The organism is Bordetella sputigena (assembly GCF_965137885.1).
Taxonomy (GTDB): Bacteria; Pseudomonadota; Gammaproteobacteria; order Burkholderiales; family Burkholderiaceae_B; genus Bordetella_C; species Bordetella_C sputigena.
The window spans coordinates 492,193-517,491 of the sequence record NZ_CBCSCA010000004.1 but is presented as its reverse complement, the minus strand read 5'-3'; the positions used below and the strand labels follow the sequence as shown (position 1 = coordinate 517,491).

Annotated in this window: 22 protein-coding genes and 1 tRNA gene; 11 read left to right on the top strand and 12 right to left on the bottom strand. The window is 66.6% G+C overall.

Annotated features, from left to right (window positions below; translation table 11 throughout):
• Positions 1–222: 222 nt before the first annotated feature.
• Positions 223–1,707: an MDR family MFS transporter gene (locus ACNA0R_RS10965; protein WP_462935913.1), complete on the top strand. Its 1,485-nt coding sequence runs from the start codon at positions 223–225 to the stop codon at positions 1,705–1,707.
• A gap of 32 nt (positions 1,708–1,739) precedes the next feature.
• Complete coding sequence (locus ACNA0R_RS10960; protein WP_415826014.1) at positions 1,740–3,635, top strand: DUF3857 domain-containing transglutaminase family protein; 1,896 nt, start codon at positions 1,740–1,742, stop codon at positions 3,633–3,635.
• On the opposite strand, the gene ACNA0R_RS10955 is transcribed toward ACNA0R_RS10960, so the two are convergent.
• Positions 3,636–4,937, bottom strand: a complete 1,302-nt coding sequence (locus tag ACNA0R_RS10955; RefSeq protein ID WP_415826072.1) for a phospholipase A — start codon at positions 4,935–4,937, stop codon at positions 3,636–3,638.
• 318 nt (positions 4,938–5,255) lie between these two features.
• On the opposite strand from ACNA0R_RS10955, the gene ACNA0R_RS10950 reads away from it, so the two are divergent.
• The 4 genes from ACNA0R_RS10950 (at position 5,256) to ACNA0R_RS10935 (ending at position 8,898) form a co-directional block, all read left to right on the top strand.
• Positions 5,256–5,332, top strand: a tRNA-Arg gene (locus tag ACNA0R_RS10950).
• 141 nt (positions 5,333–5,473) lie between these two features.
• Positions 5,474–7,981 (top strand): ligase-associated DNA damage response DEXH box helicase, encoded by a 2,508-nt coding sequence (locus tag ACNA0R_RS10945; protein WP_415826013.1) that lies wholly within the window; start codon positions 5,474–5,476, stop codon positions 7,979–7,981.
• Positions 7,950–8,669, top strand: a complete 720-nt coding sequence (pdeM, locus tag ACNA0R_RS10940; RefSeq protein ID WP_415826012.1) for a ligase-associated DNA damage response endonuclease PdeM — start codon at positions 7,950–7,952, stop codon at positions 8,667–8,669. Before ACNA0R_RS10945 ends, pdeM begins: the two co-directional genes overlap by 32 nt.
• A 46-nt stretch (positions 8,670–8,715) precedes the next feature.
• Positions 8,716–8,898: a CsbD family protein gene (locus ACNA0R_RS10935; protein WP_415826011.1), complete on the top strand. Its 183-nt coding sequence runs from the start codon at positions 8,716–8,718 to the stop codon at positions 8,896–8,898.
• A 141-nt stretch (positions 8,899–9,039) separates the two neighbouring features.
• On the opposite strand, the gene glgX is transcribed toward ACNA0R_RS10935, so the two are convergent.
• Positions 9,040–11,229, bottom strand: coding sequence for a glycogen debranching protein GlgX (gene glgX / locus ACNA0R_RS10930; RefSeq protein WP_415826010.1), 2,190 nt, complete (start codon positions 11,227–11,229; stop codon positions 9,040–9,042).
• Positions 11,230–11,356: 127 nt separating this feature from the next.
• Here glgX and ACNA0R_RS10925 point away from each other — a divergent pair, with 127 nt between their 5' ends.
• On the top strand, positions 11,357–11,797 hold the full coding sequence (locus ACNA0R_RS10925; protein WP_415826009.1) for a hypothetical protein: 441 nt from the start codon (positions 11,357–11,359) through the stop codon (positions 11,795–11,797).
• Between the two features lie 84 nt (positions 11,798–11,881).
• On the opposite strand, the gene ACNA0R_RS10920 is transcribed toward ACNA0R_RS10925, so the two are convergent.
• The 3 genes from ACNA0R_RS10920 to ACNA0R_RS10910 are packed head-to-tail and all read right to left on the bottom strand — an operon-like array spanning position 11,882 to position 14,169.
• Positions 11,882–12,727, bottom strand: coding sequence for a TetR/AcrR family transcriptional regulator (locus tag ACNA0R_RS10920; protein ID WP_415826008.1), 846 nt, complete (start codon positions 12,725–12,727; stop codon positions 11,882–11,884).
• Positions 12,728–12,729: 2 nt separating this feature from the next.
• Positions 12,730–13,170 (bottom strand): GlcG/HbpS family heme-binding protein, encoded by a 441-nt coding sequence (locus ACNA0R_RS10915; protein ID WP_415826007.1) that lies wholly within the window; start codon positions 13,168–13,170, stop codon positions 12,730–12,732.
• A 30-nt stretch (positions 13,171–13,200) separates the two neighbouring features.
• Positions 13,201–14,169, bottom strand: coding sequence for a Bug family tripartite tricarboxylate transporter substrate binding protein (locus ACNA0R_RS10910; RefSeq protein ID WP_415826006.1), 969 nt, complete (start codon positions 14,167–14,169; stop codon positions 13,201–13,203).
• Between the two features lie 113 nt (positions 14,170–14,282).
• Between ACNA0R_RS10910 and ACNA0R_RS10905 the strand changes: the two genes are divergently transcribed.
• The gene (locus ACNA0R_RS10905; protein WP_415826005.1) at positions 14,283–15,536 is read left to right on the top strand and encodes an LVIVD repeat-containing protein; all 1,254 of its coding nucleotides are present in this window, start codon (positions 14,283–14,285) and stop codon (positions 15,534–15,536) included.
• A gap of 13 nt (positions 15,537–15,549) precedes the next feature.
• Complete coding sequence (locus tag ACNA0R_RS10900; protein WP_415826004.1) at positions 15,550–16,596, top strand: CobW family GTP-binding protein; 1,047 nt, start codon at positions 15,550–15,552, stop codon at positions 16,594–16,596.
• A gap of 19 nt (positions 16,597–16,615) precedes the next feature.
• Here ACNA0R_RS10900 and ACNA0R_RS10895 read toward each other — a convergent pair whose 3' ends face one another.
• The 5 genes from ACNA0R_RS10895 to ACNA0R_RS10875 form a co-directional block, all read right to left on the bottom strand.
• Positions 16,616–17,533, bottom strand: a complete 918-nt coding sequence (locus ACNA0R_RS10895) for an NAD(P)-dependent oxidoreductase (protein ID WP_415826003.1) — start codon at positions 17,531–17,533, stop codon at positions 16,616–16,618.
• A gap of 153 nt (positions 17,534–17,686) precedes the next feature.
• Complete coding sequence (locus ACNA0R_RS10890) at positions 17,687–18,640, bottom strand: SMP-30/gluconolactonase/LRE family protein (protein ID WP_415826002.1); 954 nt, start codon at positions 18,638–18,640, stop codon at positions 17,687–17,689.
• A gap of 109 nt (positions 18,641–18,749) precedes the next feature.
• Positions 18,750–19,628 (bottom strand): amidohydrolase family protein, encoded by an 879-nt coding sequence (locus tag ACNA0R_RS10885; protein ID WP_415826001.1) that lies wholly within the window; start codon positions 19,626–19,628, stop codon positions 18,750–18,752.
• Positions 19,629–19,654: 26 nt separating this feature from the next.
• Complete coding sequence (locus tag ACNA0R_RS10880; RefSeq protein WP_415826000.1) at positions 19,655–20,455, bottom strand: SDR family NAD(P)-dependent oxidoreductase; 801 nt, start codon at positions 20,453–20,455, stop codon at positions 19,655–19,657.
• Between the two features lie 23 nt (positions 20,456–20,478).
• A complete protein-coding gene (locus ACNA0R_RS10875; protein WP_415825999.1) occupies positions 20,479–21,051 on the bottom strand; it encodes a carboxymuconolactone decarboxylase family protein in 573 nt (190 codons plus the stop codon).
• 587 nt (positions 21,052–21,638) lie between these two features.
• Between ACNA0R_RS10875 and ACNA0R_RS10870 the strand changes: the two genes are divergently transcribed.
• Together ACNA0R_RS10870 and ACNA0R_RS10865 are read left to right on the top strand one after the other, a co-directional pair.
• Positions 21,639–22,292 (top strand): hypothetical protein, encoded by a 654-nt coding sequence (locus ACNA0R_RS10870; protein WP_415825998.1) that lies wholly within the window; start codon positions 21,639–21,641, stop codon positions 22,290–22,292.
• Between the two features lie 167 nt (positions 22,293–22,459).
• Entirely contained in the window at positions 22,460–22,699 is a 240-nt protein-coding gene (locus tag ACNA0R_RS10865; RefSeq protein ID WP_415825997.1) for a hypothetical protein, read from the top strand.
• 138 nt (positions 22,700–22,837) lie between these two features.
• Here the strand turns inward: ACNA0R_RS10865 and ACNA0R_RS10860 are convergent, their stop codons facing one another.
• On the bottom strand, positions 22,838–23,380 hold the full coding sequence (locus ACNA0R_RS10860) for a DUF934 domain-containing protein (RefSeq protein ID WP_415825996.1): 543 nt from the start codon (positions 23,378–23,380) through the stop codon (positions 22,838–22,840).
• Positions 23,373–25,106, bottom strand: a complete 1,734-nt coding sequence (locus ACNA0R_RS10855) for a nitrite/sulfite reductase (protein WP_415825995.1) — start codon at positions 25,104–25,106, stop codon at positions 23,373–23,375. The genes ACNA0R_RS10860 and ACNA0R_RS10855 overlap by 8 nt, the downstream gene beginning before the upstream one ends.
• Between the last annotated feature and the right edge of the window lie 193 nt (positions 25,107–25,299).

Sequence of the window (25,299 nt, the reverse complement as noted above, 5' to 3'; positions counted from 1 at the left end):
CGGCAGCGGATGGCAACGCCCGGCAACGGATCGGGAAAGGTCATATGTATTAATATCTATAACTTATATAAGACTTCAACGCCGTCCCCTTTTTTTAGCCCCCGCCACTTACAGGCCGCCCTCCCGTCGCGCCCTCGCAGCATCATGTCCACGCCTCCCGGCACGCTAGCTTCCAGTTCCTCTCCCACTGCTCATCCCGCCAGCGTGACCCACCGCGAGATCATGCGCGTGATCGGCGGCATTGTTCTTTGCATCCTGTTGGCGGCGCTGGACCAGACGGTGGTCATTCCCGCCGTCCCGGCCATTGCCGCGGACCTGAACGGCTTCGGACATCTTTCCTGGATCGTCGCCGCCTATCTGATCGCGGCCACGGTGACCACGCCCATCTACGGCAAGCTTTCCGATATCTACGGACGCCGCCAACTGCTGACGGTTTCCATCGGCCTGTTCGTCGTGACCTCGGTGTTGTGCGCGATGGCGCGCACGCTGGACCAGTTGATCCTGTTCCGCGCCTTGCAGGGCATGGGCGGCGGCGGGCTGATGTCGCTGGCGCAGGCCGCCATCGCCGACGTGGTGGCGCCGCGCCAGCGCGGCCGCTACCAGGGCTATATGGCGGCGGTCTGGGGCGTGGCGTCGATCGCCGGCCCGCTGGTGGGCGGCTACGTATCCGAGCACCTGTCCTGGCGCTGGCTGTTCTGGCTGAACCTGCCGCTCGGCCTGTTCGCCATGTATTCCTGCAATCGCGGCCTGCGCATGCTGAAACCGCGCGGCGGCAAAATCCGCTTGGATATCCTGGGTTCGCTGCTGCTGGCATCCACGATCGTGTCCTGCCTGCTGGCCTTGAGCTGGGGCGGCGCCAGCTACGGCTGGCTGTCGCCGGAGATCCTCGGACTGTTGGCATTGAGCGCGGCGACGCTGGCCGCGCTGGTCTGGCAGGAGCGCCGGGCCGCCGATCCGCTGCTGCCGCCGCGCATGTTCCGCAACCCGACCTTCGTCTGTGGTGTGGCGGCTTCGTCGCTGGGGGCGCTGGCGATCTTCATGTGCATCTTCGCGCTGCCGCTCTATTTCCAGCTGGTGCGCGGCACCAGCGCTTCGGAATCCGGGCTGTTCGTCACGCCTTTCCTGCTGTCCAACGTGTTGGGCAACATCATCAGCAGCAACCTGGCGCGCCGCACCGGACGCATGCGCGGCATTCTATCGGCGGGTTTCATCGGTGGCGCCATAGGCCTGGCCCTGCTCTCCTTCATGGGGCCGGGCGCATCGCTGGCCGCGGTGCTGGCGGCCACTTTGCTGGCCGGCGTCGGCCTGGGTTCCTGCATGGTGGCGACCATCATGGTCGTGCAGAATGCGCTGGATCCGCGCGATATCGGCGCGGGCACCGGCTCGGTGCTGGTGCTGCGGTCCATGGGCAGCGCCTTCGGCAGCGCGTTGGCCGGCACGCTGCTGGGGCTGGGCTTCGCCGGGTCGCTGGCGGCCGCGGGCGTCCACCAGGAGATCGACCTGGGCGCGTTGCGTCATGGCAGCGACGTGCTGTCACATCTGCCGGCTGCCGCCAAGGCGGTGCTGATGGATGGCGTGGCGTCGACCTTTCGCGATATCTTCGCCTTCGGCGCGGTGATCGCCCTGCTATCGCTGCTGGTGGTACGCCGCATGCCCGATCTGGAGCTGCGCAGCGGCCTGGCCTCGCACACGCCAATCGGGGACTGAACCCGCATCCGGCGTGCGGCCGGGCGCTTCCCATGGGACAATCGTCGCCGCCCGACCCGTGGGAGATCGATTTGCGACCATCGCGACATCGGCCAGCCGTGCTGGCTTTTGCCCTGCTTGCCTACATCCTGCCGGCCTTGGCCCAGGCGCGGATCGCGCCGGACCAGAGGCACTACGCGCGCTATGAATACACGGTGCAGGCCGACAAGCGCTACACCGAGATCCGCACCGTGGAGACCCGCCTGGCCAACGCCGGCATGGTGGCCGAGGCCGGCACGGCGTCGTTCGATTTCGATCCCACCGACGAAAGCCTGGAAGTGCTGGAGGCCTGGGTCGAAGAGCCGGACGGTACGCGCATCGACGTTCCGCCCGCCAGTGTCTATACGCGTCCCAGCGCCGCGGCGCGCAATGCGCCGGGATTTGTCGCGACCCAGACCACGACCGTCGTCTTCCCGCAATTGCAGACGGGCAGTGTCGTCCACAGCAAGTGGCGGCATACCGTCAAGGCGCCACGGATCTTCGGTTTCGACGCCGACGTGCTGTTGGGGCTGGAGGCGCACTCGGCGGTGGAGGTCCGTATCGAGGCTCCCGCCAGCCTGCCGCTGGCCTGGCGCCAGCGCGGTGGCTTCACCACGGAGGAAACGACAACTGGCGATACGCGCGTCATTACCGCCACGGCCAGCGTGGGCGCCGCACCGCGGGCCGAACCCTTCATGGTGTCGCCCGCCGACATCGGCCCGGCCTTCGTCGCGTCGACGCTGTCCGGCTACGAGGAAATCGGCGCCATCTATGCCGCCCGCAGCGCCGGCAAGGCCGCCGTCACCCCGGAGATCGCCGCGCTGGCCCGCCGCGTGGCCGGTGACGCGCAAGGCCTGGACGCCGCGCGCGCCATGCATGATTGGGTGGCGTCGCACATCCGCTACGTGGCGGTCTACATGGACCCGGCGGACGACCTGGTGCCGCACGATGCCGCCGCCGTGCTGCGCAACGGCTACGGCGATTGCAAGGACCACGTGGTGTTGATGAAGGCCTTGCTGGCGGCCATCGGCATACGCGCCGAAGCCGCGCTGGTGAACTGGGACAGCCGCATGCAGCCGTTGCCCTTGTGGTCCGGCGCGTCCTTCAATCATGCCCTGGTGTATCTGCCGGACTTCGACGTCTACGGCAATACCACCGATCCCTACGCGGCGCTGGGCGCCCTCGATATCACGCTTTCCGACAAGCTGGTCGTCATCGCCAGTGAACGAGGCGAAGTGCGGCGCACGCCGGCATCGACGCCGGAACAGAATCGCTTCCGGATGGAGGCGACTTTGTCGGTCGCCGCCGACGGAACTGTATCGGGCACCAACACCATGACGGCATCGCCCCGGCTGGAACCGCCACTGCGCCGTGCCGTTGCCGCCGCGGGACCGCCGGACGCGCTGGGCAGCGCGCTGCTTGCGTTAACCCCCGAAGGCGGCTTCGGGTCGCTGCATACCAGCGATCCGCACGATCTGTCCAAGCCGCTGAAGCTGTCGGGGCGCTGGAATAGCCCGCATGGCGTGGTGCGTGCCTCGCCGTCCGTTTATATGACCGTGCCGCTGGGCGTCGACATGACCCCCAGCGGCCAGATGCGCGGCTACCTGGCCCGCGACGGGCAGCGCCATTTCCCGCTGATGATAGGCGCGCGCGACTATACGTGGGTCTACCGGATACGCCTGCCGGCCGGCGCGGTGGTGGAGCATCTGCCGGCCGACGTCGACGTCGCCACGCCCGCGGGACAGGTGACGGCGCGTCATGTGGCGGGAGCGGACGGCATTACGGTGACGCGCCGCCTGCGCATTGCGCAGGACATTTACGCCGCCGACGCTTATCCGGCCATAGAAGCGCTGCTGTATGCGTATATCGATGCGCAGCGTGCCGTGCTCGCCTATCGGCCCGCGCCGTAATCAAGGGACCAGCGACAGGCCTATGCCGATCTGCGAACGCTGCCTTTGGTTGTAGGCCAGCAGCGTATCGCCGTAGCCGTTGAAGTACTGCAGGTGCAAATAGCCGTTCATGTTCAGGAAAGTACGCTTCAGCGGCCACGCCAGGTCCAGCTGCGTGGTGCGGCGCGCACTGTCGCCCTGGCGGTACATCACCGATGCGATCAGGCCATTGTCCTGCGCCCACTTCAGGTGGTAATCGACCCAGCCCGTATAGTCGGTGTAGTCGCGGTTCTCATCGCCCAGCGCGAAATATCCCTTGATACGGGGCGCGAAGGTCAGCGTGCTGCCGCCGTCGAAGCGGTAGTTCAAGGCCGGCTGCACGAAGGCATCATTGACCGAACGCGAGTCGTCGCCGGCCTTGCCGTTCGACGCGTGCTCCACGCCGCTGGCCAGTCCGAGGCTCCAGTCGTTGTTCTTGGACCGCCACACGCTGTCCGACAGCCAGAACAGGCTGGGATTGAACGTCGTGTCGATGAAGGGTCGCGAATCGCCCTGCAGGTCCCACACCGACGTTTGCGTATAGCCCAGGTAAAGATGGTCCAGGAAGCCTGGCTGCTCGCCACGGTCTGGCGTGAACAGCCGGTATTTGAAGCTGAACTGGAACTTAGACGTGGTGCGATCGCGCGTGCGCAGATCGAAATAGGTCGGCTCGTATTCCGACAGACCGGCGCGCAGGCGGTCGAAGGCCGGATTGCCGGTGGAGCCGGGCGCCGTGGCGCTGGCAACCTGCGTCGGCGCGGGACCGGCGGTCGGCGACACGCCGCTGGCTTCGACCTCCGCCGAGGGCAGGGGCTTGCCGGTGCGCGCGTCCACCACCGGCACGTCGGCCGGCTTGCCGGCGATGGCCGCGATGCCGCTCGTGTCCAGGGCCATCAGGGCGGGCTCGCCTTCGATCGAGACGGCCTGCAGGCCGGTAGCGGTGGTCGGCACGACCGCCGTCCACGACATGCGCGCGAAATTGTTGACCGGCACGTTGACGTCAAGGTCGTCGCTGTCCGCTTGCGCCAGGCTGCGGACGACGGCGCCCGACGGCGACCGCCATTGCAATACCAGGTTGCGGGGCGGCTGCCAGCGGCCGCCCGCATCGCTGTCGTTGAAGTAAACCGCCTGAATGTGGACAGTGCCGCCGGGCGCCGCCGAGGCGCGGTCCAGCTTGTAGCTGATACCGGCGTGCGCGGTGCAGGCGAACGTCGATGCAAGCAGGGCGGTGATACCGCCCAGGTGCCGCGTAAAGTGAGGGTAGACGGTACGAGGCATGTTGATGATGGCCATGGATTCAGGGTCGTTGCACTCTAGCACCGACCTTGGAGGGGATTGAAACAACCTGTAATGTTGCTGCGGAGCTGGGCGGGCATGGCAATCGTGCGGCGGTGCGGAAATCCGCAAGGCAGCGCGATTTCTCCGTTTTTGAAAACCGTACGACTGGTTACCGCCGGCTGATATTGGATTACACAGTGCGTCCTCGCGACGACAGCAATCCGACTGATTCCATACGCATGCGGCCGGGGCCGGCGGCCGGACAGGGTAAAATCGCGGCGCCGCTGTCCGGGCGGCCATTCCCGGGACCAGGTTTCTTCCTGGCCGCCCTTAGCTCAGTTGGATAGAGCACTCGCCTTCTAAGCGAGCGGTCACACGTTCGAATCGTGTAGGGCGGGCCAATCGACGTTTCACCATCGTTATAGCGCCATCTTCCTCATCAGGTATGCCATTTGCCCACGGCGGGCCGACCTGCCGGCTTGCACGCCGACAGCCCGTCCACACACACGCGGCACGGCATCGCGACGAGGGAGACGCCAGGCATGGAAAGACACGCGGCCTCGCGCCGCCCGGAAGCGCGCCTGGAGCAATGGTTCGCCGCGCGCGGCTGGAAGCCGGCGCCTTTCCAGCGCGAAACCTGGCGTCGCTATCTGGGCGGCGAATCAGGCTTGCTCCACACTCCCACGGGCAGCGGCAAAACCCTGGCGGCTTTTGGCGGTCCCTTGCTGGAAGCGTTGGCGGCGCTTGACGATGCCGCCGAGGCGCGCCCGGCCGGCGGTGAAGGTCCCAAGGTGCTATGGGTCACGCCGCTGCGTGCGCTGGCCGTCGACACCACGCGAGCCTTGAACGAGATCACACAGGCGCTGCGGCTTCCCTGGACCGTGGCCCTGCGCACCGGCGACGCCAGCGCGCGCGATAAACGCCTGGCGCGCCAGGGCAAGGCGGATGTCCTGGTGATCACCCCCGAGTCGCTCGCGCTGCTGCTGTCGTATGCCGACACCGCGCCGCGTTTCCGCGCCTTGCGCTGTATCGTCGTGGACGAATGGCACGAACTGTTGGGAAACAAGCGCGGCGTGCTGCTGCAGCTATGTCTGGCGCGCCTGCGCCGCCTATCGCCCGGCGTGCGTATCTGGGGCCTGTCCGCCACCCTGGGCAATCTGGACGAAGCGCGTGACGTGCTGTTGCCGCATGCCCCGCGCAGCGCCCTTGTGGCGGGCGCTCGACCGCGCCGCATCCGTATCTCCACGCTGCTGCCGCCCAGCGATCGCGGCTTGCCCTGGGCCGGCTATCTGGGCCTGTCCCAGTTGCCGCGGGTGTTCAAGCGCCTGTTCGACGTGCGCGCGAGCCTGCTGTTCACCAACACGCGCGCGCAGGCCGAATTGTGGCACCGGGCCTTGGAGTCCATCTGGCCGGAAGATCCGTCCACGCTGGCGCTGCATCACGGATCGCTGGACGCCACGCTGCGCGCCGCCACCGAGCAAGGCCTGCGCGACGGCCGCATACGCTGTGTCGTGGCGACGTCCAGCCTGGACCTGGGCGTGGACTTTCCCGCGGTGGACCAGGTGCTGCAGATCGGCAGCCCCAAGGGCGTTGCCCGCCTGATGCAGCGCGCCGGCCGCGCCAGGCATAGGCCGGGCGAATCCGGCCAGGTCATCTGTGTGCCGGCGCAGGCGCTGGATCTGATCGAATACGCCGCCGCCCGGCAGGCGATCGAACGCGGCGAAATCGAGTCGCGCACGCCGCCGCGCGGCAGCCTGGACGTACTCGCGCAGCACGCCGTAACGCTGGCCTTGGGCGGCGGCTTCGACGCTGACGACCTGTACGCGGAAATCCGCGATACCCATGCCTATGCCGACCTGGACGCCGCCACGTGGCAGGCCGTGCTGGATTTCATCGTACAAGGGGGCAGGGCGCTGGGCAGCTATCCCGAGTTTCGCCGAGTCGAAATCGACGGCGATGGCAGATACCGCGTGCACGATCGCCGCATCGCGCTGCGTCATCGGCTGTCGATCGGCACCATCACCGCCGATGGCGCCGTCGCGGTCAAGTACCTGCGCGGCGGCGGCCTGGGGTCGGTGGAAGAAGGCTTTCTGGCGCGCCTGCGTCCCGGCGACCGCTTCCAGTTCGCCGGCCGCACGCTCCAGCTGGCGCGCCTGGAGGGGATGACGGCATATGTACGGCGGGCCAAGGGCGGCGATGGCCCCGTCGCGACATGGCAGGGCGGCCGCATGCCGTTGTCCACCCAGCTGGCGCATGAAGTGGAAGCCTTATACGAGCAAGCCGGCACGCAGGGCTCGGCGGCCGCGCCGGAAATGCGCGCCGTCGAACCTTTGCTGCGGATCCTGCGGCATCTCGGCGCGCTGCCGGGCAGGGGCCGCCTGGTGGCCGAGCAGCTGGGCACGCGGCGCGGCATGCATCTTTTTATCTATCCCTTCGCCGGCCGCTTCGTGCACGAGGGCCTGGCGGCGATGATGGCGCTGCGTTGGGGCAGGCTGCGGGCCAATACGTTTGCCTATACCGTCAACGACTACGGACTGATGCTGACGCTGGCGGAACCGGCGGAACTGGATGAGCCGTTGCTGCGGTACTTGCTGCGCGTCGACGGCATGGAAGACGACCTGAGCGCGGGTGTCAATCTGGGCGAGTTGGCGCGGCGGCAGTTTCGCGAAATCGCCCGCGTCGCGGGCCTGCTGACGCCTTCATTTCCCGGCAGGGAATTGCGTTCGCTGCGGCAGGTCCAGGCATCCAGCGGGCTGCTGTATGACGTGCTGCGACGCTACGATCCGGATCATGTGCTGCTGGCGCAGGCCGAACGCGAAGTCTTCGAAATCCAGCTGGAAGCGCCACGCTTGCTGGCCGCCCTGCAGGCGTGCGGGCGCCGATCGCTGGTCCTGCGGCAGCCGGGCGCCCTCAGCCCGCTGTCCTTCCCCTTGTGGATGGAAAGCCTGCGCGGCCAGCTCAGTACCGAAACCTGGCAGGAGCGCGTCAAGCGCGCCGCCGCGCAACTGGAGAAGCGTTATGCAAGAGCCGCCCAGGCCGACGCGGACTGACGAGGCCTTGCCGCTGATGCTGGCCGGCGAGCATGTGGTGATGCTGGGCGCCCGCGCCATGCACTGGCCCGCGCGGCGGCGATTGATCATCGCCGACCTGCATCTGGGCAAGGGCAATGTATTCCGCCAGGCCGGCATCGCCGTGCCCAGCGGCGCCACCGGCGATGACCTGCGGCGGCTCACGCGGCTGATCGCGCAGCTGGACGCGCGTGAACTCTGGATCGTCGGCGATGTGTTGCACGGCCCCGCGTCCCACGCCGCCTGGCGGGATGCCTGGGAGCGCTGGCGCCAGGCGCATGCCGGTGTGGACGTCGCGGCGGTGATCGGCAACCATGACCGCGCCCTGGGCGGCGCGTCGCTCGGCCTACGCCAACTGGGCGATGCCCAGCCCGATGGGCCTTTCCTATTCCGGCACCTGCCCGATCCCGATAGCGGCGGCCGTCACGTGATCGCGGGTCACGTGCACCCCAAGGCCCGGGTGCCGGGCGTGCCGCGCGCGTGGCCTGCGTTCTGGCTGCGCCGCGGTGTGACGGTGCTGCCGGCCTTCTCCGAATTCACCGGCGGCCACGCGGTCGATGCCGGGCAAGGGCAGGCGCTGGTTGCCTGCGTGGAAGGGCATGCTGTGCCATTGGGCCTGGACGACGCGCGCGGCCCGGGGGCGGCACCTGCTGGGCATGCCCCTTGCTGAACCTTGTGCATGCGCCAATTCCGGCGTTTTTTGAAGGAGTAGAGCGATGAACAAGGATCAAGTGAAGGGCGTGGGCGAACAGGTCAAGGGCAAGGTCAACGAAACCGTCGGCAAGGTGACCGGCAACAAGAGCCAGGAATTGAAGGGCGATGTCCAACAAGGCCTGGGCAAGGCACAAAAGGCCGCCGGCGACGTCCGCGAAGACATCAAGAAAAACGACCAGCCCTAAGGGCGATCAGGGGCAGGCGCCGCGGCTTCGCAGCCGCGGCATGCCAAGGGCGGCCTATCCCGGATAGGCCGCCCTCGTTTTATCCGCCTGCGGCGATGCCTGGCCGCTGCCGCCCCGAAGGCGGGCAGCGGCTCCCAGGGGTCAGGGCTTGGCGGGCTCGTCGTCCGTCAGCGCCTCTTCCAGATTTTCCAGTACCCGGCCCGTCTGTCCCTTGGCCTGCAAGGTAAACAGCAGCAGCGAACGGCCGGTCACCTGGTAAACATCCCCCGATCCGAAGCTGGGCAGCTCGGTTCGTACCGGCGCATTCGTGTCTATCATGCAAGTCCATTGATCGCTGCCCGGGATTTCCGGCACCGTGAAATCGACGACATCGTGGTGCGCATTGAACACCAGCATCAGAGTGGCGTCGGACGCGGGACGGCGTATGCCCGTGGCGCGCGCGCGGCCGTCGATGATCAGGCCGAAACACCGCATGGCGGGATCCGACCATTGATCGCCGGCGATATCCACGCCGGCGGGACTGATCCAGCGCACGTCGGCCACATCCAGCAGTTCATCGTAGGCGCCCGTCAGGAAGCGGCCGCGCCGCAGTACCGGCAGGGTATGCCGCAGCGTCGTCAGCTTGCGCGTGAACTCCATCAGCGCCTGGCCTTCCTCGTCGATATTCCAGTTGACCCAGCTGATTTCGTTGTCCTGGCAATAGGCGTTGTTGTTGCCTTGCTGGGTACGGCCGAATTCGTCGCCCGCCACGATCATGGGCGTGCCCTGGGAAAACAGCAGCGTGGCCAGCAGATTGCGCTTCTGCCGTTCGCGCAGGGTGCGGATATCCGGGTCGTCCGTCGGTCCTTCCGCGCCGCAATTCCAGGAGAGGTTGTCCGAATGCCCGTCGCGGTTGTCTTCGCCGTTGGCCTCGTTGTGCTTGTCGTTGTACGAGACCAGGTCGTGCAGCGTAAAACCGTCGTGAGCGGTGATGAAGTTCACGCTGGCCCACGGACGCCGCCCGTTGTGGTTGAACTTGTCGCCCGACGCGGTGATGCGGGCGGCCAGTTCCGCCACGATGCCTTCGTCGCCTTTCCAGTACGCGCGCACGCAGTCTCGGAAACGGTCGTTCCATTCGGCCCAACCGGGCGGGAAGCCGCCCACCTGATAGCCGCCGGGTCCGCAATCCCAGGGTTCGGCGATCAGCTTCACGCTGGACAGGATGGGATCCTGGCGGCAGGCCTTCAGGAAACCGCTCTCATAATCGAAGCCGCCCGGTTCGCGCGCAAGAATGGTCGCCAGGTCGAAGCGGAAGCCGTCGACGTTCATTTCCGTGACCCAGTAGCGCAGGCTGTCCATCACCATCTGCAGCACGCGCGGGTGCGACAGGTTCAGCGTGTTGCCCGTGCCGGTGTCGTTGATGTAGTAGCGCTTCTGGTCGGGCAGCAGCCGATAGTAGGATGCATTGTCGATGCCGCGGAAGGACAGCGTGGCGCCCAGCTCGCTGCCCTCGGCCGTATGGTTGTAGACCACGTCCAGGATGACTTCCAGATTGGCTTCGTGGAAGCGGTCGATCATCTGCTTCAGTTCGGTGATGTCGCTCGGGCCGCGCGCGAAATAGCGCGGGTCGGGGGCGAAAAAACCGATGGTGTTGTAGCCCCAATAATTCGTCAGCCCCTTGTCCAGCAAGTGGCTGTCGTTGACGAAGGCATGGATGGGCAGCAGTTCCACGGAGGTCACGCCCAGCGACTTGATATGGTCGATCACCGCCTTCTGCCCCAGGCCTTCGAATGTGCCGCGCATGGATTCCGGCACGGCGGGATGCAGCTTGGTGTAGCCGCGCACGTGGGTCTCGTAGAAGATCGTCTGTTCCCACGGCACGCGCACCCGGGTCGGATGTTCCCAGCTGAAGCGCTGGTCCACCACCTGGCACTTGGGCATGAAGGGCGCGCTGTCCCGTTCGTCGAAGCCCAGGTCGCCTTCCTCGCCCCCGATGGTGTAGCCGAACACCGCCGGGTCCCATTTCAGTTCGCCTACATAGGCCTTGGCATAGGGATCGAGCAGCAGCTTGTGGTGATTGAAACGATGGCCGTTCTCCGGATCGTAGGGGCCGTACACGCGATAGCCGTAGACCGCGCCCGGCTGCAGGCCGCGCACGTGAACATGCCAGACTTCGTCAGTGAATTCGGGTAGCTCGATACATTCGATTTGTTTCTGGCCCGTGGGGTCGAACAGGCAGACTTCGACCCGTGTGGCGTGCGCCGAGAACAAGGCGAAATTCACGCCTTCGCCATCCCAGGTGGCGCCCAGGGGGAATGGCGAGCCTTCGGTGATGCGTGGCTGGTGGGTCATGGTAATGCTCCGGGGGAATTTGCCGCCGTGGCAATGGATGAGCAGGCGGCGGGGTTATTTAGCAAGTTGCATGCCCGGCGCGGGAATGCCGATTGCACCGCTACCGCATGGCAAACGGAGACGGCAAATGAATACCCTGAAAGACACCATGCAAGGCTTGGCGATGGAGCTGGGCGTCGAATCGCCCCTGGACGCCAAGCAGGTTGAAAGCGGCGCGCCGGCGGCGCACCAGTTCGCCTTGTCGGCCACCGCGGGCCGGATCTACATCCAGAATGCCGCGGGCAAAGTGATCGAGGTGGGCGATCTGCTGGAGGAGCAGGGGCGGTATGGCTACCGGCTGGACCAGGGCGCCATCGTCGGTCGCGATCTGCCGGACCTGGGCAGCGCGCTCAAGCATCTGGCCGGGCAACTGACTTTTCTGTACGTCGATGGCTTGTTCCGGCAGTTGCCGGACAGCGCGGCCGAGGCGTCCACGCACTCCATGTCCGCGGCGCCGGTGTTCGTGACGCTGGCCGACGGTACGGACGAGCTGCGCGGGCCTGGCGGAGTCGAAACAGTGGATCGTTAGGCGCGCCGTTGCCGGGCCGATGGGGCAATGGGCAGGCCGGCGTGGCGGTCCGCCGCGGTCTTCCCGTTAAACCCCTTAAACCCGTTAAACCGCCGCGGCTCGCCGTGCGCGTGCGGCTTTCCCCTCGGCCTCGTCCCGGCGCGCCTCACGGACCAGCTTGGGGTAGACCGTCTTTGCGCCCGTCAGGAAGTTCTCGACCGCGTAGCGCACCTTGTCGTCGAACGTTACCTCCATCGGCGATTGATAGATGGTCTCGCGAATGGCGGTATAGAACAGGCCGTCGTGCAGCGTCCAGTAGAACTCGATCTCCTGTTCCGAGACCGGCGCATCATCCGGCACGCCGCAGTAATGGCGCAGCTCCTGGCAGCAAGGCGCCAGCAAATCCTTCTTGATCAACTGCAGATAGCGGCGGTTCAGGCCGCTGCTCTCCAGCCCGGCGAACATATAGATCCGTATCCATTCCGGCTGGTAGGTTGCCCGCGCGTATTCGCGGTAGAAGCGCACCAGTCTGTCCGGCAGCGGCACGGCACGGTCGCGCAGCAGCGCAACCCATTGCGGCTGCCAGCGTCCCATGAAGACGTGCAGGTAGACCTGATCGATCAGATCCTGCTTGGATTTGAAGTATCGATACAGCAGCGGCTGGGTAATGCCCAGGCGCTGGGATAGCTCGCGGGTGTGGCCGGCAAAGCCTTTCTCGGAAAAGTAGCGGATGGCGCCGTGCAGGATCTGCTGCTGGCGTTCGGCCGCGCGCAGGCGCGGCTTCTTTTCCGTGGATGCCGCGGCGGCGCCCGGCCCGCGCCCATGGGCGGGTTCGCGGACGGTCTTGCGGGCGGATTTCCGGGCCGGCGCGGTCTTGCCGGCGCGGGCGGAGGATGGCTTCGTACGCGGGTCGGGTCGCGCCGCGCGTGCGGATTTGGGCGTGGCAACCATGCTTACAGCGGGTCCCCCGTATCAGGCGTCAGGCCCGCGGCCTGTACCGCGGGGATCAGGCAGCATTCATCATTGTCGGAGGTGTCGCCGGAAATCCCGATGGAGCCGACCACATGCCCCGCCGCGTCGCGGATCAGCGCGCCGCCCGCCACGGGGGCCAGGCGGCCATCGGAGATCGCGTTGAGCGCGGCGAAGAAAGCCGGCGCGCCCTGCGCGCGCCGGGCCAGTTCGCGGCCGCCCAGGCCCATGCCGAGCACGCCCCAGGCCTTGGCCATGGCCAGCTGCGGCCGCATGATGCCCGAGTTGTCGGCGCGCTTCAGCACCACCAGATGCCCGCCGGCGTCCATCACGGCGACGGTCAGGGGCGCGAAGCCGCGCTCGCGGCCCTGCCTGAGCGCCTCATCCGCGATGCGGTCGGCCTGTTCCAGCAACACATTGCTCATTACCGATGCTCCGATTGCGGGCATGCGCGTTCAATCCACGCGTATGCCCTTGTCCTTGATGATTCTCGCGTACTTGTCGGTTTCGGCGCGGTTGAAGCGTACCAGTTCTTCCGGACTGGTATGCGTGGCGTCCACGCCCAGGTCATAGTAGAGCTTGACCAGCTTCGGTTCGGCCATGGCCTTGCCGATGGCGCGTTGATATTCCGCCACCACCGCCTTGGGCGTGTTCGCCGGCAGGTAGACGCCCCAGGAATTCAGCGCCACCATGCCAGGCAGGCCGCTTTCCGCGACCGTGGGGACGTCCGGCAACTGCGCCGAGCGTCGCGCGCTGGTGATGGCCAGCGGCCGCAGCCTGCCCGCCTTGATGTACTGCATGACCGCCTGCGTATCGGCGAAGATCATGTCGATCTGCCCGCCCATGACATCGTTGACCGCCGCCACGCCGCCTTTATAGGGCACGTGCTGCATCTTGATGCCGGCGGCCTCATCCAGCATTTCGCCGCTCAGATGGGCCAGGGTGCCGGCGCCTCCCGAGCCGAAATTCAGCGCGCCGGGCTTGGCCTTGGCGGCCTGGATGACATCGCGCAGGGTCTTGAACGGCGATTTCGGATTCACCACCAGCACCACCGGCCCGGTGGCCACGAGCGATACGGGTATGAAGTCGCGCGCCATGTCGTAGGGGACCTTGCTCAATAGGGGATTGACCAGGGTGGGGCCCATGTTTCCCATCATGAAGGTGTAGCCGTCGGCGGGTTGGCGGGCGGCGTACTCCGTGCCCAGCGAGCCGGCCGCCCCCGGCTTGTTGTCGACGATCACGGGCTGTTTCCAGACATCGGCCAACTGCTGGCCCAGGATCCGCGCCATCAGGTCGGATGCGCCGCCCGGCGGAAACGTGACAACGAGATGGACGGGGCGATCGGGGAAAGCTGCCGCGGCGACGCTCGCCCATAGGGCGAGCAGCACTGCCGCGACCACGCGGGTCGTGATTCGGCGGTACATTCGTTGTCTCCTGGTGGTATGCGGGCGGCACCGTTCTTTGCGGGGCCTTTGCGGATATACTATCGATCGATAAATTAGAAAGCAATCGCTAAATCTTCGAGCGGGAATAACTCATGGCGAATTTCAGCAGTCCCAGCCAGGCCGGCCGCGCCGACCAGACCCTGGCCCACAACATGAAACTGTTGGCCCAGCACGAGCTGGAAGGCTTTGGCGGGCTGGGCGAAGGGATCGCCATGCAGCAGACCGACGACGGGCGCCGCATCCTGTGGATGGCGCATGAGTCGGCTCCCAAGAATTTCACCGCGGTTGACGTGACCGATCCGCGCAATCCGAAAATGGTGGTGCAGACCGAGTTGCCGCACATGAAGGTGCGGTCCAACTCCCTGGACGTGTGCGGCAATATGATGGCGGTGGCTTATCAGGTGCAATCGCCCGGCATGAAGCCGGCGGGCTTCGACCTGTTCGACATTACCGTTCCCGAACAGCCCAAACTGATTTCGCATTTCGACTGCTCGGGTCCGTATTCGCGCGGCGTGCACGCGCTGTGGTTCGTCGACGGCAAGACCGTGCACATGGCCTCCGGCGCCCCGGACTTCCAGCCGCACGATCCCAAGGACGACCAGATCTACCGCATCGTCGACGTCAGCGATCCCGCCAGGCCGGTCGAAGCGGGCCGCTGGTGGTATCCCGGCACCCGCGTGGGCGACAAGGAGCCGCGCCCGCAGCGCCTGCCGGAAAAGTTCGATACGGGTTTCCGCGCGCACAATACCAACGTGTTTCCGCAGCGTCCCGACCGCGCCTATGTCGGCTATATCGACGGGGGCGCCTTCGTGCTGGACATCTCCGACAAGTCGAACATCAAGGTGGTGTCGAATTGGAACCATTCGCCGCCGAACAATGGGTTCACCCATACCGTGCTGCCCTTGTTCGAGCGCGACCTATGGATCGTCAGCGACGAATGCGTGCAGGATGACGGCGCGGACTGGCCCAAGCTGGTGTGGGTAGTGAATGCCAAGTCCGAAGCGCATCCGCTGCCCATCGGCACTTTCCCGATGCCGCCGGTGGAAGCCTTCGCCAAACGCGGCGGCCGCTTCGGCGCGCACAACCTGCATGAGAACCTGCCGCTGCCGGTATCCTTCCAGTCCGAAACCCTGATCGTGGGCACGTTCTTCAACGGCGGCGTGCGCGTCTACGACACCACCGATCCCTATCACGTGGAAGAGGTCGCCTACTATGTGCCTGGCGCGCCCAAGCTGTCGCCGGCCGGCGCGATCCAGTTGAACGACGTCTACGTGGACGACCGGCGCATCGTGTACACCATCGACCGTTTCTCCGGTGGCCTGTACATTCTGGAGCTGACGATCTGACGGGCGATTCTGCATGGCATACCAGCGCGATCCCCTGGCGGGCAAGCTTCCCGTCACGCTCATCACCGGTTTCCTGGGCAGCGGCAAGACCACGCTGATCCGGCGCCTGCTGACCCACCCGGACATGAACCGGGTGGCGGTGGTGATCAACGAGGTCGGCGAGATCGGCATCGACAACGACCTGGTCGTGATGTCCTCGGAAAACGTCAGCCTGCTGGCCAACGGCTGCCTGTGCTGCACCGTGCGTACCGACCTGCAGGAAACGCTGCGCGAATTGTTCGGCCAGCGTCGCGCCGGCCAGATCGCCGATTTCGATCGCGTGGTCATCGAAACGACGGGGCTGGCGGATCCGGCGCCGGTCATCCAGACGCTGGCCAGCGACACCATGCTGGGCGCGCAGTACCGCCTGGACGGCGTCGTGACGCTGGTTGACGCGGTGAACGGCCCCGACCAGTTGCGGACGCAGCCGGAAGCCGTCAAGCAGGCCGCGGTGGCGGACCTGCTGGTGATCACCAAGGAAGACCTGGCGCAGCCCGCCGGCGTGCAGGCGCTGATGGCCGCCCTGCGCGACATCAATGGCAATGCGGCGGTCCGGCATACCCGCATGGGCCAGATCGAACCCGCCGAACTGACCGGGCTGGGCTTGACCAGCGCGCGGTCGCGCGAAGGGGCATTGCGTTTTCTGGGTACGGCGTTCGATGACGCGGGCGCCGCGGGCGAGCAGGGCGGCTACCTGGGCGAGCGCGTGCCCTCGCGGCACGCCGGTATCGAGACCCTGGCCCTGCGGTTCGATGCGCCGTTCACCTGGGATGTGTTCGCCGCGGCGATGGACATGCTGATCGGCATGCGCGGCGTGGACCTGCTGCGCGTGAAGGGCATCGTCAATGTGGAGGGCAAGCCGGTGGTGGTGCAGGCGGTGCAGCACATCATGCATCCGCCCGTCACGCTGGACGAGTGGCCCAGCGAGGACCACGGATCCCGGCTGGTGTTCATTTCCCGCAATATCAAGGCGGCGGCGATAAAAGGGCTGTTCGACGCGGTCGGGGCGATACGGTCCTGAACGGACCTGGAGCGGGCGGCTACGTCCGCGGCGCCGACATCTTTTCCAGCACGTCGTACACCGCGGCCGTGTCGGACTCGGCGTGTCCCATCCCCATCGCGGCGTTGTAGACCGGGACGCAGGCACTGAACAGCGGCGCCGGGACATTGGCTTCCGCCAGCGCGGCCGCGATCAGCTTCATGTCTTTTTGCCAGATCGAGACCTTCATGGTCGCTTCATTCCAGGTGCCCGCCGCCATGGCCGGCCCGCGCACCTGCAGCATGCGCGAACCTCCCGCGCCGTCGGCCAGTACCTTGACCGCGAGTTCCATGTCTATGCCCATGCGCTGGCCCATCAGCAAGGCCTCCGCCGCGGAGATATTGTGGACGGCGACCAGCAGATTGGCCATCAGCTTCATGCGCATGCCGTTGCCGAAAGCGCCGATGTTGTAAGTGACGCGGGCAAAGCCATCGAAGACGTCCTTCATGGCCGCGATGGCCGCGGCGTCGCCGCTGGCGTAGACGGCCAGATCGCGGGTAACGGCCTGGGCGCCCGTGCCGGACAGCGGGCAGTCCAGCAGGACGATGCCGCGCGCCGCCAGCAGATCCGCCGCCTGCTGCTTGCCCGGAATGGGCAAGGTGCTGGTCTCCGCCACGATCAATCCTTCCGCGCCCGCCGCGGCGATCTGCCGTGATACGTCGCACAGCGCGGCATCGCTGGGCAGGCAGAGGATCAGGAACTCCGCCGCGCGTATGGCTTCCTCCGGCTTGGCGCAGGCCTTGCCGCCGGCGGCCGTCAGCGCGGCGCAGGCATCGGACCGGGGGTCGTGGCCGACTACCTGGAATCCCGCCTTGACGAGATTGGCCGAAATCGCCGACCCCATGATACCGAGCCCCAGCACGCCCACGGTGGCGCGGCGCGCGGGTGGGGAAGGGAGGGATGCGGATGATGCGTTCACGGCGTTTCCTTGTGCGTGGCCGGCCGCCCGATCGACGACCTTACAGTTGATCTATCGATAACTTACCGAGTATAACGCCGTTCGCCGCGACTCCCGCCGGCCCTGTGCCGCTGCTGGCCGGGACGCCGCGCGTGCGGGTGGCACCGCGCGTCTTCAGCCGCCGGGGGCGCCCTGCGTGTTGACGTACAAGGAATAGATCGACGTGCAGGACGCCATGAACAGGCGGTTGCGGTGCTTGCCGCCGAAGCACAGATTGGCGCAGCGCTCCGGCAGTTCGATGTGCCCGATGGCCTCGCCTTCCGGCGAGAATACGCGTACGCCATCCAGTTCCGGCGTGCCCATGCCCCAGCCGCACCACAGGTTGCCATGGATATCCACCCGGAAGCCGTCCGGCGTGCCGGGCCCGGCGTCCACCAGGATGCGGCTGTTCTTCAGCCAGGCCTGTCCGGCGCCGGGGGCGCCGGATGCGACGTCGAAGACGCGGATCGTGCGCGGCCGCGCGCGCGACTCGATGACGTACAGTCGGGATTCATCGGGGGAAAACGCCAGGCCGTTGGGACCGTTCACGTCATCGGCCACGACTTCCAGCCGCCCGGAATCCGGGTCCAGCCGGTAGACATTGGCGGGCAGCTCCTGTTCGGCCTTTTCGCCCTGGTAGTAGCCCACGATGCCGAAAGGCGGGTCGGTGAACCAGATCGATCCGTCGGACTTCACCACCACATCGTTCGGCGAGTTCAGCCGCTTGCCTTCGTACGAGTCGGCCAGGACGGTGATCCTGCCGTCATATTCGGTACGGGTGACGCGCCTGCCGCCGTGTTCGCAGGTGATCAGCCGGCCCTGCCGGTCACGCGTGTTGCCGTTCGCATTGTTCGACGGTCCGCGGAAAACGCCGACTTCTCCGGTGGCTTCGTCCCAGCGCATGATGCGGTCGTTGGGGATGTCGCTCCACAGCAGGTAGCGGCCGTCGCCGAACCACACCGGGCCTTCGGCCCAGCGGCTGCCGGTGGCGATGCGCTCCACCGCCGCCAGCGGCAGATGCAGCGCGTGGAATGCCGGCGTCAGGCTGCGCACGGCGGGGTCGGGATAGCGTTGCGTGGGTTCCCACATGATGATGAGGCTCCAGGCGGCGGGGCGGGCCCGCACGTAAGAGGTTGATCGTACGCGCGGCTGCCGCGGTTCGCGCTACATGCGTGCGCGGCCGGGCGCGGCCGCGGCGTCAGGCATACAGGCGGGCCGGGTTGTCCGTCAGCAGCGCACGGGCGGTGGCGGCATCGCCACAAGCGCGGCGAGCCAGGTCCAGCAGGGCGACATCGTTCGGGGCCGCGTACTTGATGTTCACGTGCGGGAAGTCGCTGCCCCAGAGAACACGGTCCGGCGCGGCCGCGATCAGCGCGCGCATCTGCTCGATGGCCTGCTCCGGCTGCCCCTGGGTGACGCGATCCGCGCCGGAAACCTTGATCCATACGTCCGTCGAACCCAGCCAGCGCAGCAGCGCCTGGCCGGCCCTGGTGCGCAGGCCGCCGTCCGCGGGCAGGCGCGCCATATGGTCCACGACCATGGGCACGCCGCAGCCGTCCAGGGCTTCCAGCACGGCGATGGTGTCGTCCGGGCCGGCATGGACCAGCACATGCCAGCCAAGGACGGCTACCCGCGCAATGGCCGCGCGCATGCGCCCGGCGTCGATGTGCGCCGCGCCGCCGCCCAGGTGCGCCAGCACGTTGAAGCGGATGCCGCGCACGCCGGCATCATGCATGATGCGCAGCGTGGCCTCCGGAATTTCCGGGTCGATAACCGCGATGCCGCGGTAGGCGCCCTGGCTGGCGGTCAAGGCGCCCAGCAGCGCGGAGTGATCGGCGCCGTAATTCGCGCCGTGGACGATGACGCCGCGCGTCACGCCCATGCGGGCGTGCAAGGCGCGCGTCGCGTCGAAGGGCGCTTCATCCGGGCGGTAGGAGGGGTTGGGCGGCAGGGGATACCGGTCCCAAGGCCCGAACACATGAAAATGGGTGTCCCAGATATCGTCGCCGTCCACATGCCGCGCGGCGTGCGTTGCCTGGTCTGGCTGCGTATTGGACCCGGTGCTTTGTTCTGCCATGGCGTGTCGCTCTTCGTCCGGTAGGCTCAGTCGCAGCGCACGCTCATGCCGCCGTCGACCACGATCTCCGCGCCGGTCACGAAGCGCGCTTCGTCGGAAGCCAGGAATAGCGCGGCGTTGGCGGTGTCGCGGCCGTCGCCCATGAAGTTCAGCGGGATCCGCGATTGGCGCTGTTGCAGCAGCGTTTCCACGTCGCCGCCGGCACGTTGCTTGGCCAGGCGCGCTTCCACCATCGGCGTGTGCATCTGCCCGGGAATCACGGTGTTCACGCGGATATTCTTCTTGGCGTACTCGACCGCGACGACCTTGGAGAACTGGATGACGCCGGCCTTGGCGGACGCATAGCCCACTTGCGCGGCGCCGGTCCAGCGGATGCCGGAAGTCGATGCGGTGTTGACGATGGCGCCGCCGCCCTGTGCTTCCATGATGGGCAGGACGTGTTTGCAGGTCAGGAAGACGCTTTTCAGGTTGAAAGCGATCTGCGCGTCCCAGGCTTCCTCCGACAGCGTCACGGGACCGCCCTTGGCGGACCCGCCGACATTGTTCACCAGGATGTCGACGCGGCCGTACTGCTTGCGGCACGCTTCCACCATTGCGGCGACTTCGTCGTCCTTGGTGACGTCGCAGGTCCAGGCGGTGACCTCGCCGCCTTCCGCGCGGACGCGCTCCAGCGTCTCCGTCATGGCGTCGGCGTTCTTGTCCACCGCGAAAATGCGCGCGCCTTCCTGCGCGAATCGCACGGCGACGGCGCGGCCATTGCCCCAGCCGGGGCCGACGCATCCCGCGCCGACCACGATCGCCACTTTGTCTTGCAGTCTTCCCGTCATGCCGAGTCTCCCTGGCTATCCTGTTATTTGGTCGTGGAGTTCTTGTGCAAGCCCATTTCGATGGGCTCGCCTTCCGGTGGCATGACCTCGAAGACGTTCAAAGTCATGGATACCAGCGAGTAATAGCCCGCGATGCCCACCAGATCGATGATGCCGGCCTCGCCCAGCACCATGGTGGCTTTTTCGTAAAGCGCATCGGGGATGTGGCGCTGCTCGTGCAGCGTGGTCAGGAATTCGTGGACCAGTATTTCGTCGTCATGGACGTAAGGGATGGGCTGGTCGTCGCGCAGCGCGTCGATCATGGATTCGGCCAGACCGGCCTTCAGGCCCAGTTGCTTGTGCGCCCACCATTCGAATTCGGAGCGCCAGTGCCTGGCCAGGATCAGGATCGCCCATTCGGAAAGGCGGGGCGGCAGGCTGGTCTCGTAGCGGCAGTAGCGGCCCAGCGCCTGCGCGGGCTCGGCCAGCGAGGGGCGGTGCAGCCATACGGCCAGCGGGCCGCGCACCCGGCCGCGAGGGCCACTGGCGATCAGATCATGAATGCGCTGTTGTTCGGCGTTCATCTGGCCGGGTTGCAGCGGTTGTATACGTGCCATGCGGGTCTCCGTTCGTTGTGCCTGCCATCGTGCATCGACGCGGTCCGGCTGGGATTCCGGGTCGGGCGGGGGGTGGTCTGGCCGAGATTCTGGAGGGGCCCGGCGTGTCCGGTCCAATATATTTTTTGGAACGCATCGATCCCAAAACAGAATCACCGCCGGCCGCAAAATTCCCGCCGCGGCATTTCACCGCGCCACCTTCAAGCCTCGGGCTCCGCCCAACCGCGTCGGAGTGCCAGCATACATCGCTACGCGCGGGTCCCGCGATGTGCGCTCCGCGAGTGGGCATGTGGAGGGGGCCGCTTACGATGGCGCCGCACACGGTGCCCGTGACGTGCCAGGCCGGGACTATGTGCCGGTGATACGGCTAGTGCGCCGTACGCGGTGTGCACCCGTGCAGCGTGCGCCGCGATAGCTTTAATGATGAGCTGGCGCCGGCCTGGGCCGTCTATGGCCCATCAATGGGCTCGGCGGGAGTCGCCGTCGCCGCCCGCCGGATGGCATGACGCTTGCGACCTTTGCGCCGTGCCCATCGTTATGCCGATGGGAAAACGGCTGTACACCACCGGGTATCCAGGGAGACTGTTATGGCACTTATCGTGGCCGCACGGTTCACCACCTTCGAGCAGGCCCAGGGCGCCGCAAGAGCATTGTTCGCCCAGGGCTTCGCCGAAGACGACGTGCACATTTTTTACGTGAATATGGCGGGTTCGCACGCCAAATATCCCATCGGGGGCGACCGGCAGGCGGATCCGGATACGGAAGGGACTTCCTATGGACTGCTGTTGGGCGGCGCGGGGCTGGCGCTGGTCGGCGCGGTCGTGGGCGGCTTGATCGGCGGGGCGTTCCAGCTCGCGCCGCTGGGCGTGCTGGCCGTGGCGGCGGTGGGCGCCTATATCGGTTCGCTGATGGGCGCGATGTGGGTGTCGGGGCGTCGCAAGCCCGGCGTGGCGCGCAATCGGGGGGCACCCGCGGACCACCCCGAAAACCGGCATGCCGGGGTGCTGCTGGCGCTGCATACGGATGGCTCTCGCGAGGCCGAGGCGTGCAAGCTGCTGCGGGATGCGGGTGGGATGGACGTGGAACGGGCGCAGGGACGCTGGCAGGAAGGCCGGTGGGTGGATTTCGATCCGCTCAAGCCGCCGGAGCGCGAACCGGAAGCGATGCTCCGCGGCGCCGCGCCCAATGTGCCGCCCGTCGCGCCGAACGTACCGCGCAATGGGCAGGTTACTCCCCGATAGCGCTCGCGAGGCCGGGGCAGTTCGCCAGCGAGGCGTGCACAAGACTGCTCAACACGGCCCGCGCTACGGCCCGCGCGGGGCGGCCGGGAACATCGCAGGAATACGCGTCCCTCGCGAATCGACAGCGTCGGATCGCGGGGATCCAGGAACGTAGAAGAGGACACGCCATGGCGCAATACCGTAACTTCGATATCGAAATGACCATCGTGCCGGACGCGGCGGGGCAGTACGAGGCGGCTTTTGTGCTGCAACAGGCACGCGAGGGCGCGGGTTCAGGCAAGGCGGGCAATGCCGAAGTTGGCCGTTATCAATTTCCGCCGGTGGGCAGCTATCTGACGCCCGATGATGCCCGCGAGCAGACGGAAGCCTGGGCACATAAATGGATAGACGCCAATTTCGGCAAATAGTGGTCCGCGGTGGGGCAGGCGTGGATGGAGCAAGGTACGACAGCCCGCGCGCACCGGGCGGGTCCGGTTCGGCCCGGCCCCGGTCTTTCCCGGCCCCGATCCCTCCCGGCCCAAGCCATGCCCGGCCAGGCCCGAAGGTCAGCTCTGGGCCAGCTCCGGCTCGGCCGGCTTCGCGTACCCGTGCTGGTAGTGATGGCTGAAGGTCTTCAGCGCTTGCAAGGCCTTGACGGGATCATGCCCGGGCTTCACCACGAAACTGTCGAAACCGCACCGCGCCTGGTAGTGGATCGTATCGATCAGCACATCGCCCACCGCCCGCAGCTCACCCTGCCAGCCATGATGGGTGCGCAGGATCTGCGCGATGGAATAGCCGCGGCCATCCGTATACAAGGGGAAGTTGACCGCGATATAGGCGATGCCGGCGGGATCCAGGGTCCGGGCGCCGTTTTCCAGCAGGTCGGCTGGCTCCGCATCCGGTTCGAGCAGGATGGCGACGGGGTGGCGCCGCGCACGCAGCGTGTCGCGCGCCTTCAGCCAGGTGGATAGCGGCACGATCCAATCCGGTTCGTCCGGCGGTGTGGACGTGGCGTCGTCGGTTTCGGCGGGCTCGTAGCGGCGCGCGGTATCCGCCTGCAGACGGCCGTAGCGGATCAGGTTGTCGGGGGAGGTCTGGTCAGGCATGGGCGGCCTCTCCGGTTTTCTGGCTCTTGGCGTCGCCGTACACGTCCGCCTTGAAAGGTTCTATCCCCACGCGGCCGACCACGTCGACGAAGCGTTCTTCTTCGCTGTCGCGCAGGCGCAGATAGGTGTGGATCAGGGTTTCGACCACGCCGGGTACTTCGTCGCGAGCGAAGGACGGGCCGATGATGCGGCCGATGGCGGCGCCGCCGGCGCGCAGCGGATCGACGTCATGCAGATTGTCGCCGGCGCCGTTCTGCCGCCCGCCTATCGTCACCTGGTACCACTCCTCGCCGGCCTTGTCGACGCCCAGGATGCCGATGTGCCCCACGTGATGATGCCCGCAGGCATTGATGCAGCCCGAGATGTTCAAGTCCAGTTCGCCGATTTCGAACAAATAGTCCAGGTCATCGAAGCGGCGCTGGATGGCATCCGCCACGGGAATGGAGACGGCGTTCGCCAGAGCGCAGAAGTCGCCCCCCGGACAGGCGATGATGTTGGTCAGCAGCCCGATGTTGGGCGTGGCCAGTTTTAGCGGCTTCAGGGCGTTCCACAACTCGTACAGGCGGCTGCGGCGCACGTCGGCCAGGATCAGGTTCTGTTCGTGGGAAACGCGCATCTCGCCGAAAGAGTAATCGTCGGCCAGCGCCGCGATGGCGTCCATCTGATCGGCGGTCACGTCGCCGGGCGGGGTGCCGGTGGGCTTGAGCGACAGCGTCACCGCGGCATAGCCGGCGACGCGGTGCGGCCGCACGTTCTTGCGCAGCCAGCGGCCGAAGGCCGGATCCGCCGCGGCCAGCGTATCGGTGGGGTCGTGTTCCCGCGCGGCGGCCGCGTCGTAGGTCGGCCAGGTGAACCGGTCGGCGATCTTGTCCAGATCGGCCTGGGTCAGCTTGTTCGGACCGTCCTTCAGATAGGTCCATTCCTCCTCCACCTGCCGGGCGAAGACTTCGGGCGTCAGGTCCTTGACCAGGATCTTGATGCGCGCCTTGTACTTGTTGTCGCGGCGGCCATGCAGGTTGTAGACCCGCAGGACGGCCTGCAGATAGGTCAGCAAGTCATACCAGGCGACGAAGGGGCGTATCAGTTTGCCGACGATGGGGGTGCGGCCCATGCCGCCACCAACCCAGACGCGGAAGCCCACGACGCCGTCCTGTTGCAGCGCCTGCAGGCCGATGTCATGCACGCCAACGGCCGCGCGGTCTTCGTGCGCGCCGCTGACGGCGATCTTGAATTTGCGGGGCAGGAAGGCGAATTCCGGGTGCAGCATCGACCATTGGCGGATGATCTCGCACCACACCAGCGGGTTGGTCACTTCATCGGGAGCGACGCCGGCGAAATGGTCGGTGGTGGTGTTGCGGATGCAATTGCCGCTGGTCTGGATGGCGTGCATCTGCACCGTGGCCAGCTGGGCCAGGATGTCGGGCACGTCTTCCAGCTTGGGCCAGTTGAACTGCATGTTCTGGCGCGTGCTGAAATGCCCGTAGCCGCGATCGTAGGTGCGGGCGATATGGCCCAGCATGCGCAGCTGGCGGGACGTCAGCATGCCATAGGGAATCGCGACGCGCAGCATGGGCGCGTGCCGCTGTATATAAAGGCCGTTCTGCAGGCGCAGCGTCCGGAAGTCGTCTTCCGAAAGCTGGCCGGCCAGAAAGCGTTGAGTCTGGTCGCGGAACTGGGCCACGCGTTCTTCGACCAGTTGCTGGTCTATGGGGTCATACACGTACATGTCTATGCGCCTCGGTACGCACGCCGGAAGCGGGTGCGGCGGCCCTTTGAATAGGCCGGAAAACGCCATCGTAGCCCGGAAGCGTGGTACCTGTCCCCGCTATTGACCGCAGGTTATTTGCTTAGAAAATCCGCTCATTAAGGGGCCGCCCGCGCCAGGCGGTCGCCCATAGAAAAACCCGCCTTGCGGCGGG

Coding starts and splice junctions, on each gene's coding strand:
- ACNA0R_RS10965 (WP_462935913.1), top strand. CDS start 223: ATGCGCGTGATCGGCGGCATTGTTCTTTGCATCCTGTTGGCGGCGCTG.
- ACNA0R_RS10960 (WP_415826014.1), top strand. CDS start 1,740: ATGGGACAATCGTCGCCGCCCGACCCGTGGGAGATCGATTTGCGACCA.
- ACNA0R_RS10945 (WP_415826013.1), top strand. CDS start 5,474: ATGGAAAGACACGCGGCCTCGCGCCGCCCGGAAGCGCGCCTGGAGCAA.
- pdeM (WP_415826012.1), top strand. CDS start 7,950: ATGCAAGAGCCGCCCAGGCCGACGCGGACTGACGAGGCCTTGCCGCTG.
- ACNA0R_RS10935 (WP_415826011.1), top strand. CDS start 8,716: ATGAACAAGGATCAAGTGAAGGGCGTGGGCGAACAGGTCAAGGGCAAG.
- glgX (WP_415826010.1), bottom strand. CDS start 11,229: ATGACCCACCAGCCACGCATCACCGAAGGCTCGCCATTCCCCCTGGGC.
- ACNA0R_RS10925 (WP_415826009.1), top strand. CDS start 11,357: ATGAATACCCTGAAAGACACCATGCAAGGCTTGGCGATGGAGCTGGGC.
- ACNA0R_RS10920 (WP_415826008.1), bottom strand. CDS start 12,727: ATGGTTGCCACGCCCAAATCCGCACGCGCGGCGCGACCCGACCCGCGT.
- ACNA0R_RS10915 (WP_415826007.1), bottom strand. CDS start 13,170: ATGAGCAATGTGTTGCTGGAACAGGCCGACCGCATCGCGGATGAGGCG.
- ACNA0R_RS10910 (WP_415826006.1), bottom strand. CDS start 14,169: ATGTACCGCCGAATCACGACCCGCGTGGTCGCGGCAGTGCTGCTCGCC.
- ACNA0R_RS10905 (WP_415826005.1), top strand. CDS start 14,283: ATGGCGAATTTCAGCAGTCCCAGCCAGGCCGGCCGCGCCGACCAGACC.
- ACNA0R_RS10900 (WP_415826004.1), top strand. CDS start 15,550: ATGGCATACCAGCGCGATCCCCTGGCGGGCAAGCTTCCCGTCACGCTC.
- ACNA0R_RS10890 (WP_415826002.1), bottom strand. CDS start 18,640: ATGTGGGAACCCACGCAACGCTATCCCGACCCCGCCGTGCGCAGCCTG.
- ACNA0R_RS10885 (WP_415826001.1), bottom strand. CDS start 19,628: ATGGCAGAACAAAGCACCGGGTCCAATACGCAGCCAGACCAGGCAACG.
- ACNA0R_RS10880 (WP_415826000.1), bottom strand. CDS start 20,455: ATGACGGGAAGACTGCAAGACAAAGTGGCGATCGTGGTCGGCGCGGGA.
- ACNA0R_RS10875 (WP_415825999.1), bottom strand. CDS start 21,051: ATGGCACGTATACAACCGCTGCAACCCGGCCAGATGAACGCCGAACAA.
- ACNA0R_RS10870 (WP_415825998.1), top strand. CDS start 21,639: ATGGCACTTATCGTGGCCGCACGGTTCACCACCTTCGAGCAGGCCCAG.
- ACNA0R_RS10865 (WP_415825997.1), top strand. CDS start 22,460: ATGGCGCAATACCGTAACTTCGATATCGAAATGACCATCGTGCCGGAC.
- ACNA0R_RS10860 (WP_415825996.1), bottom strand. CDS start 23,380: ATGCCTGACCAGACCTCCCCCGACAACCTGATCCGCTACGGCCGTCTG.
- ACNA0R_RS10855 (WP_415825995.1), bottom strand. CDS start 25,106: ATGTACGTGTATGACCCCATAGACCAGCAACTGGTCGAAGAACGCGTG.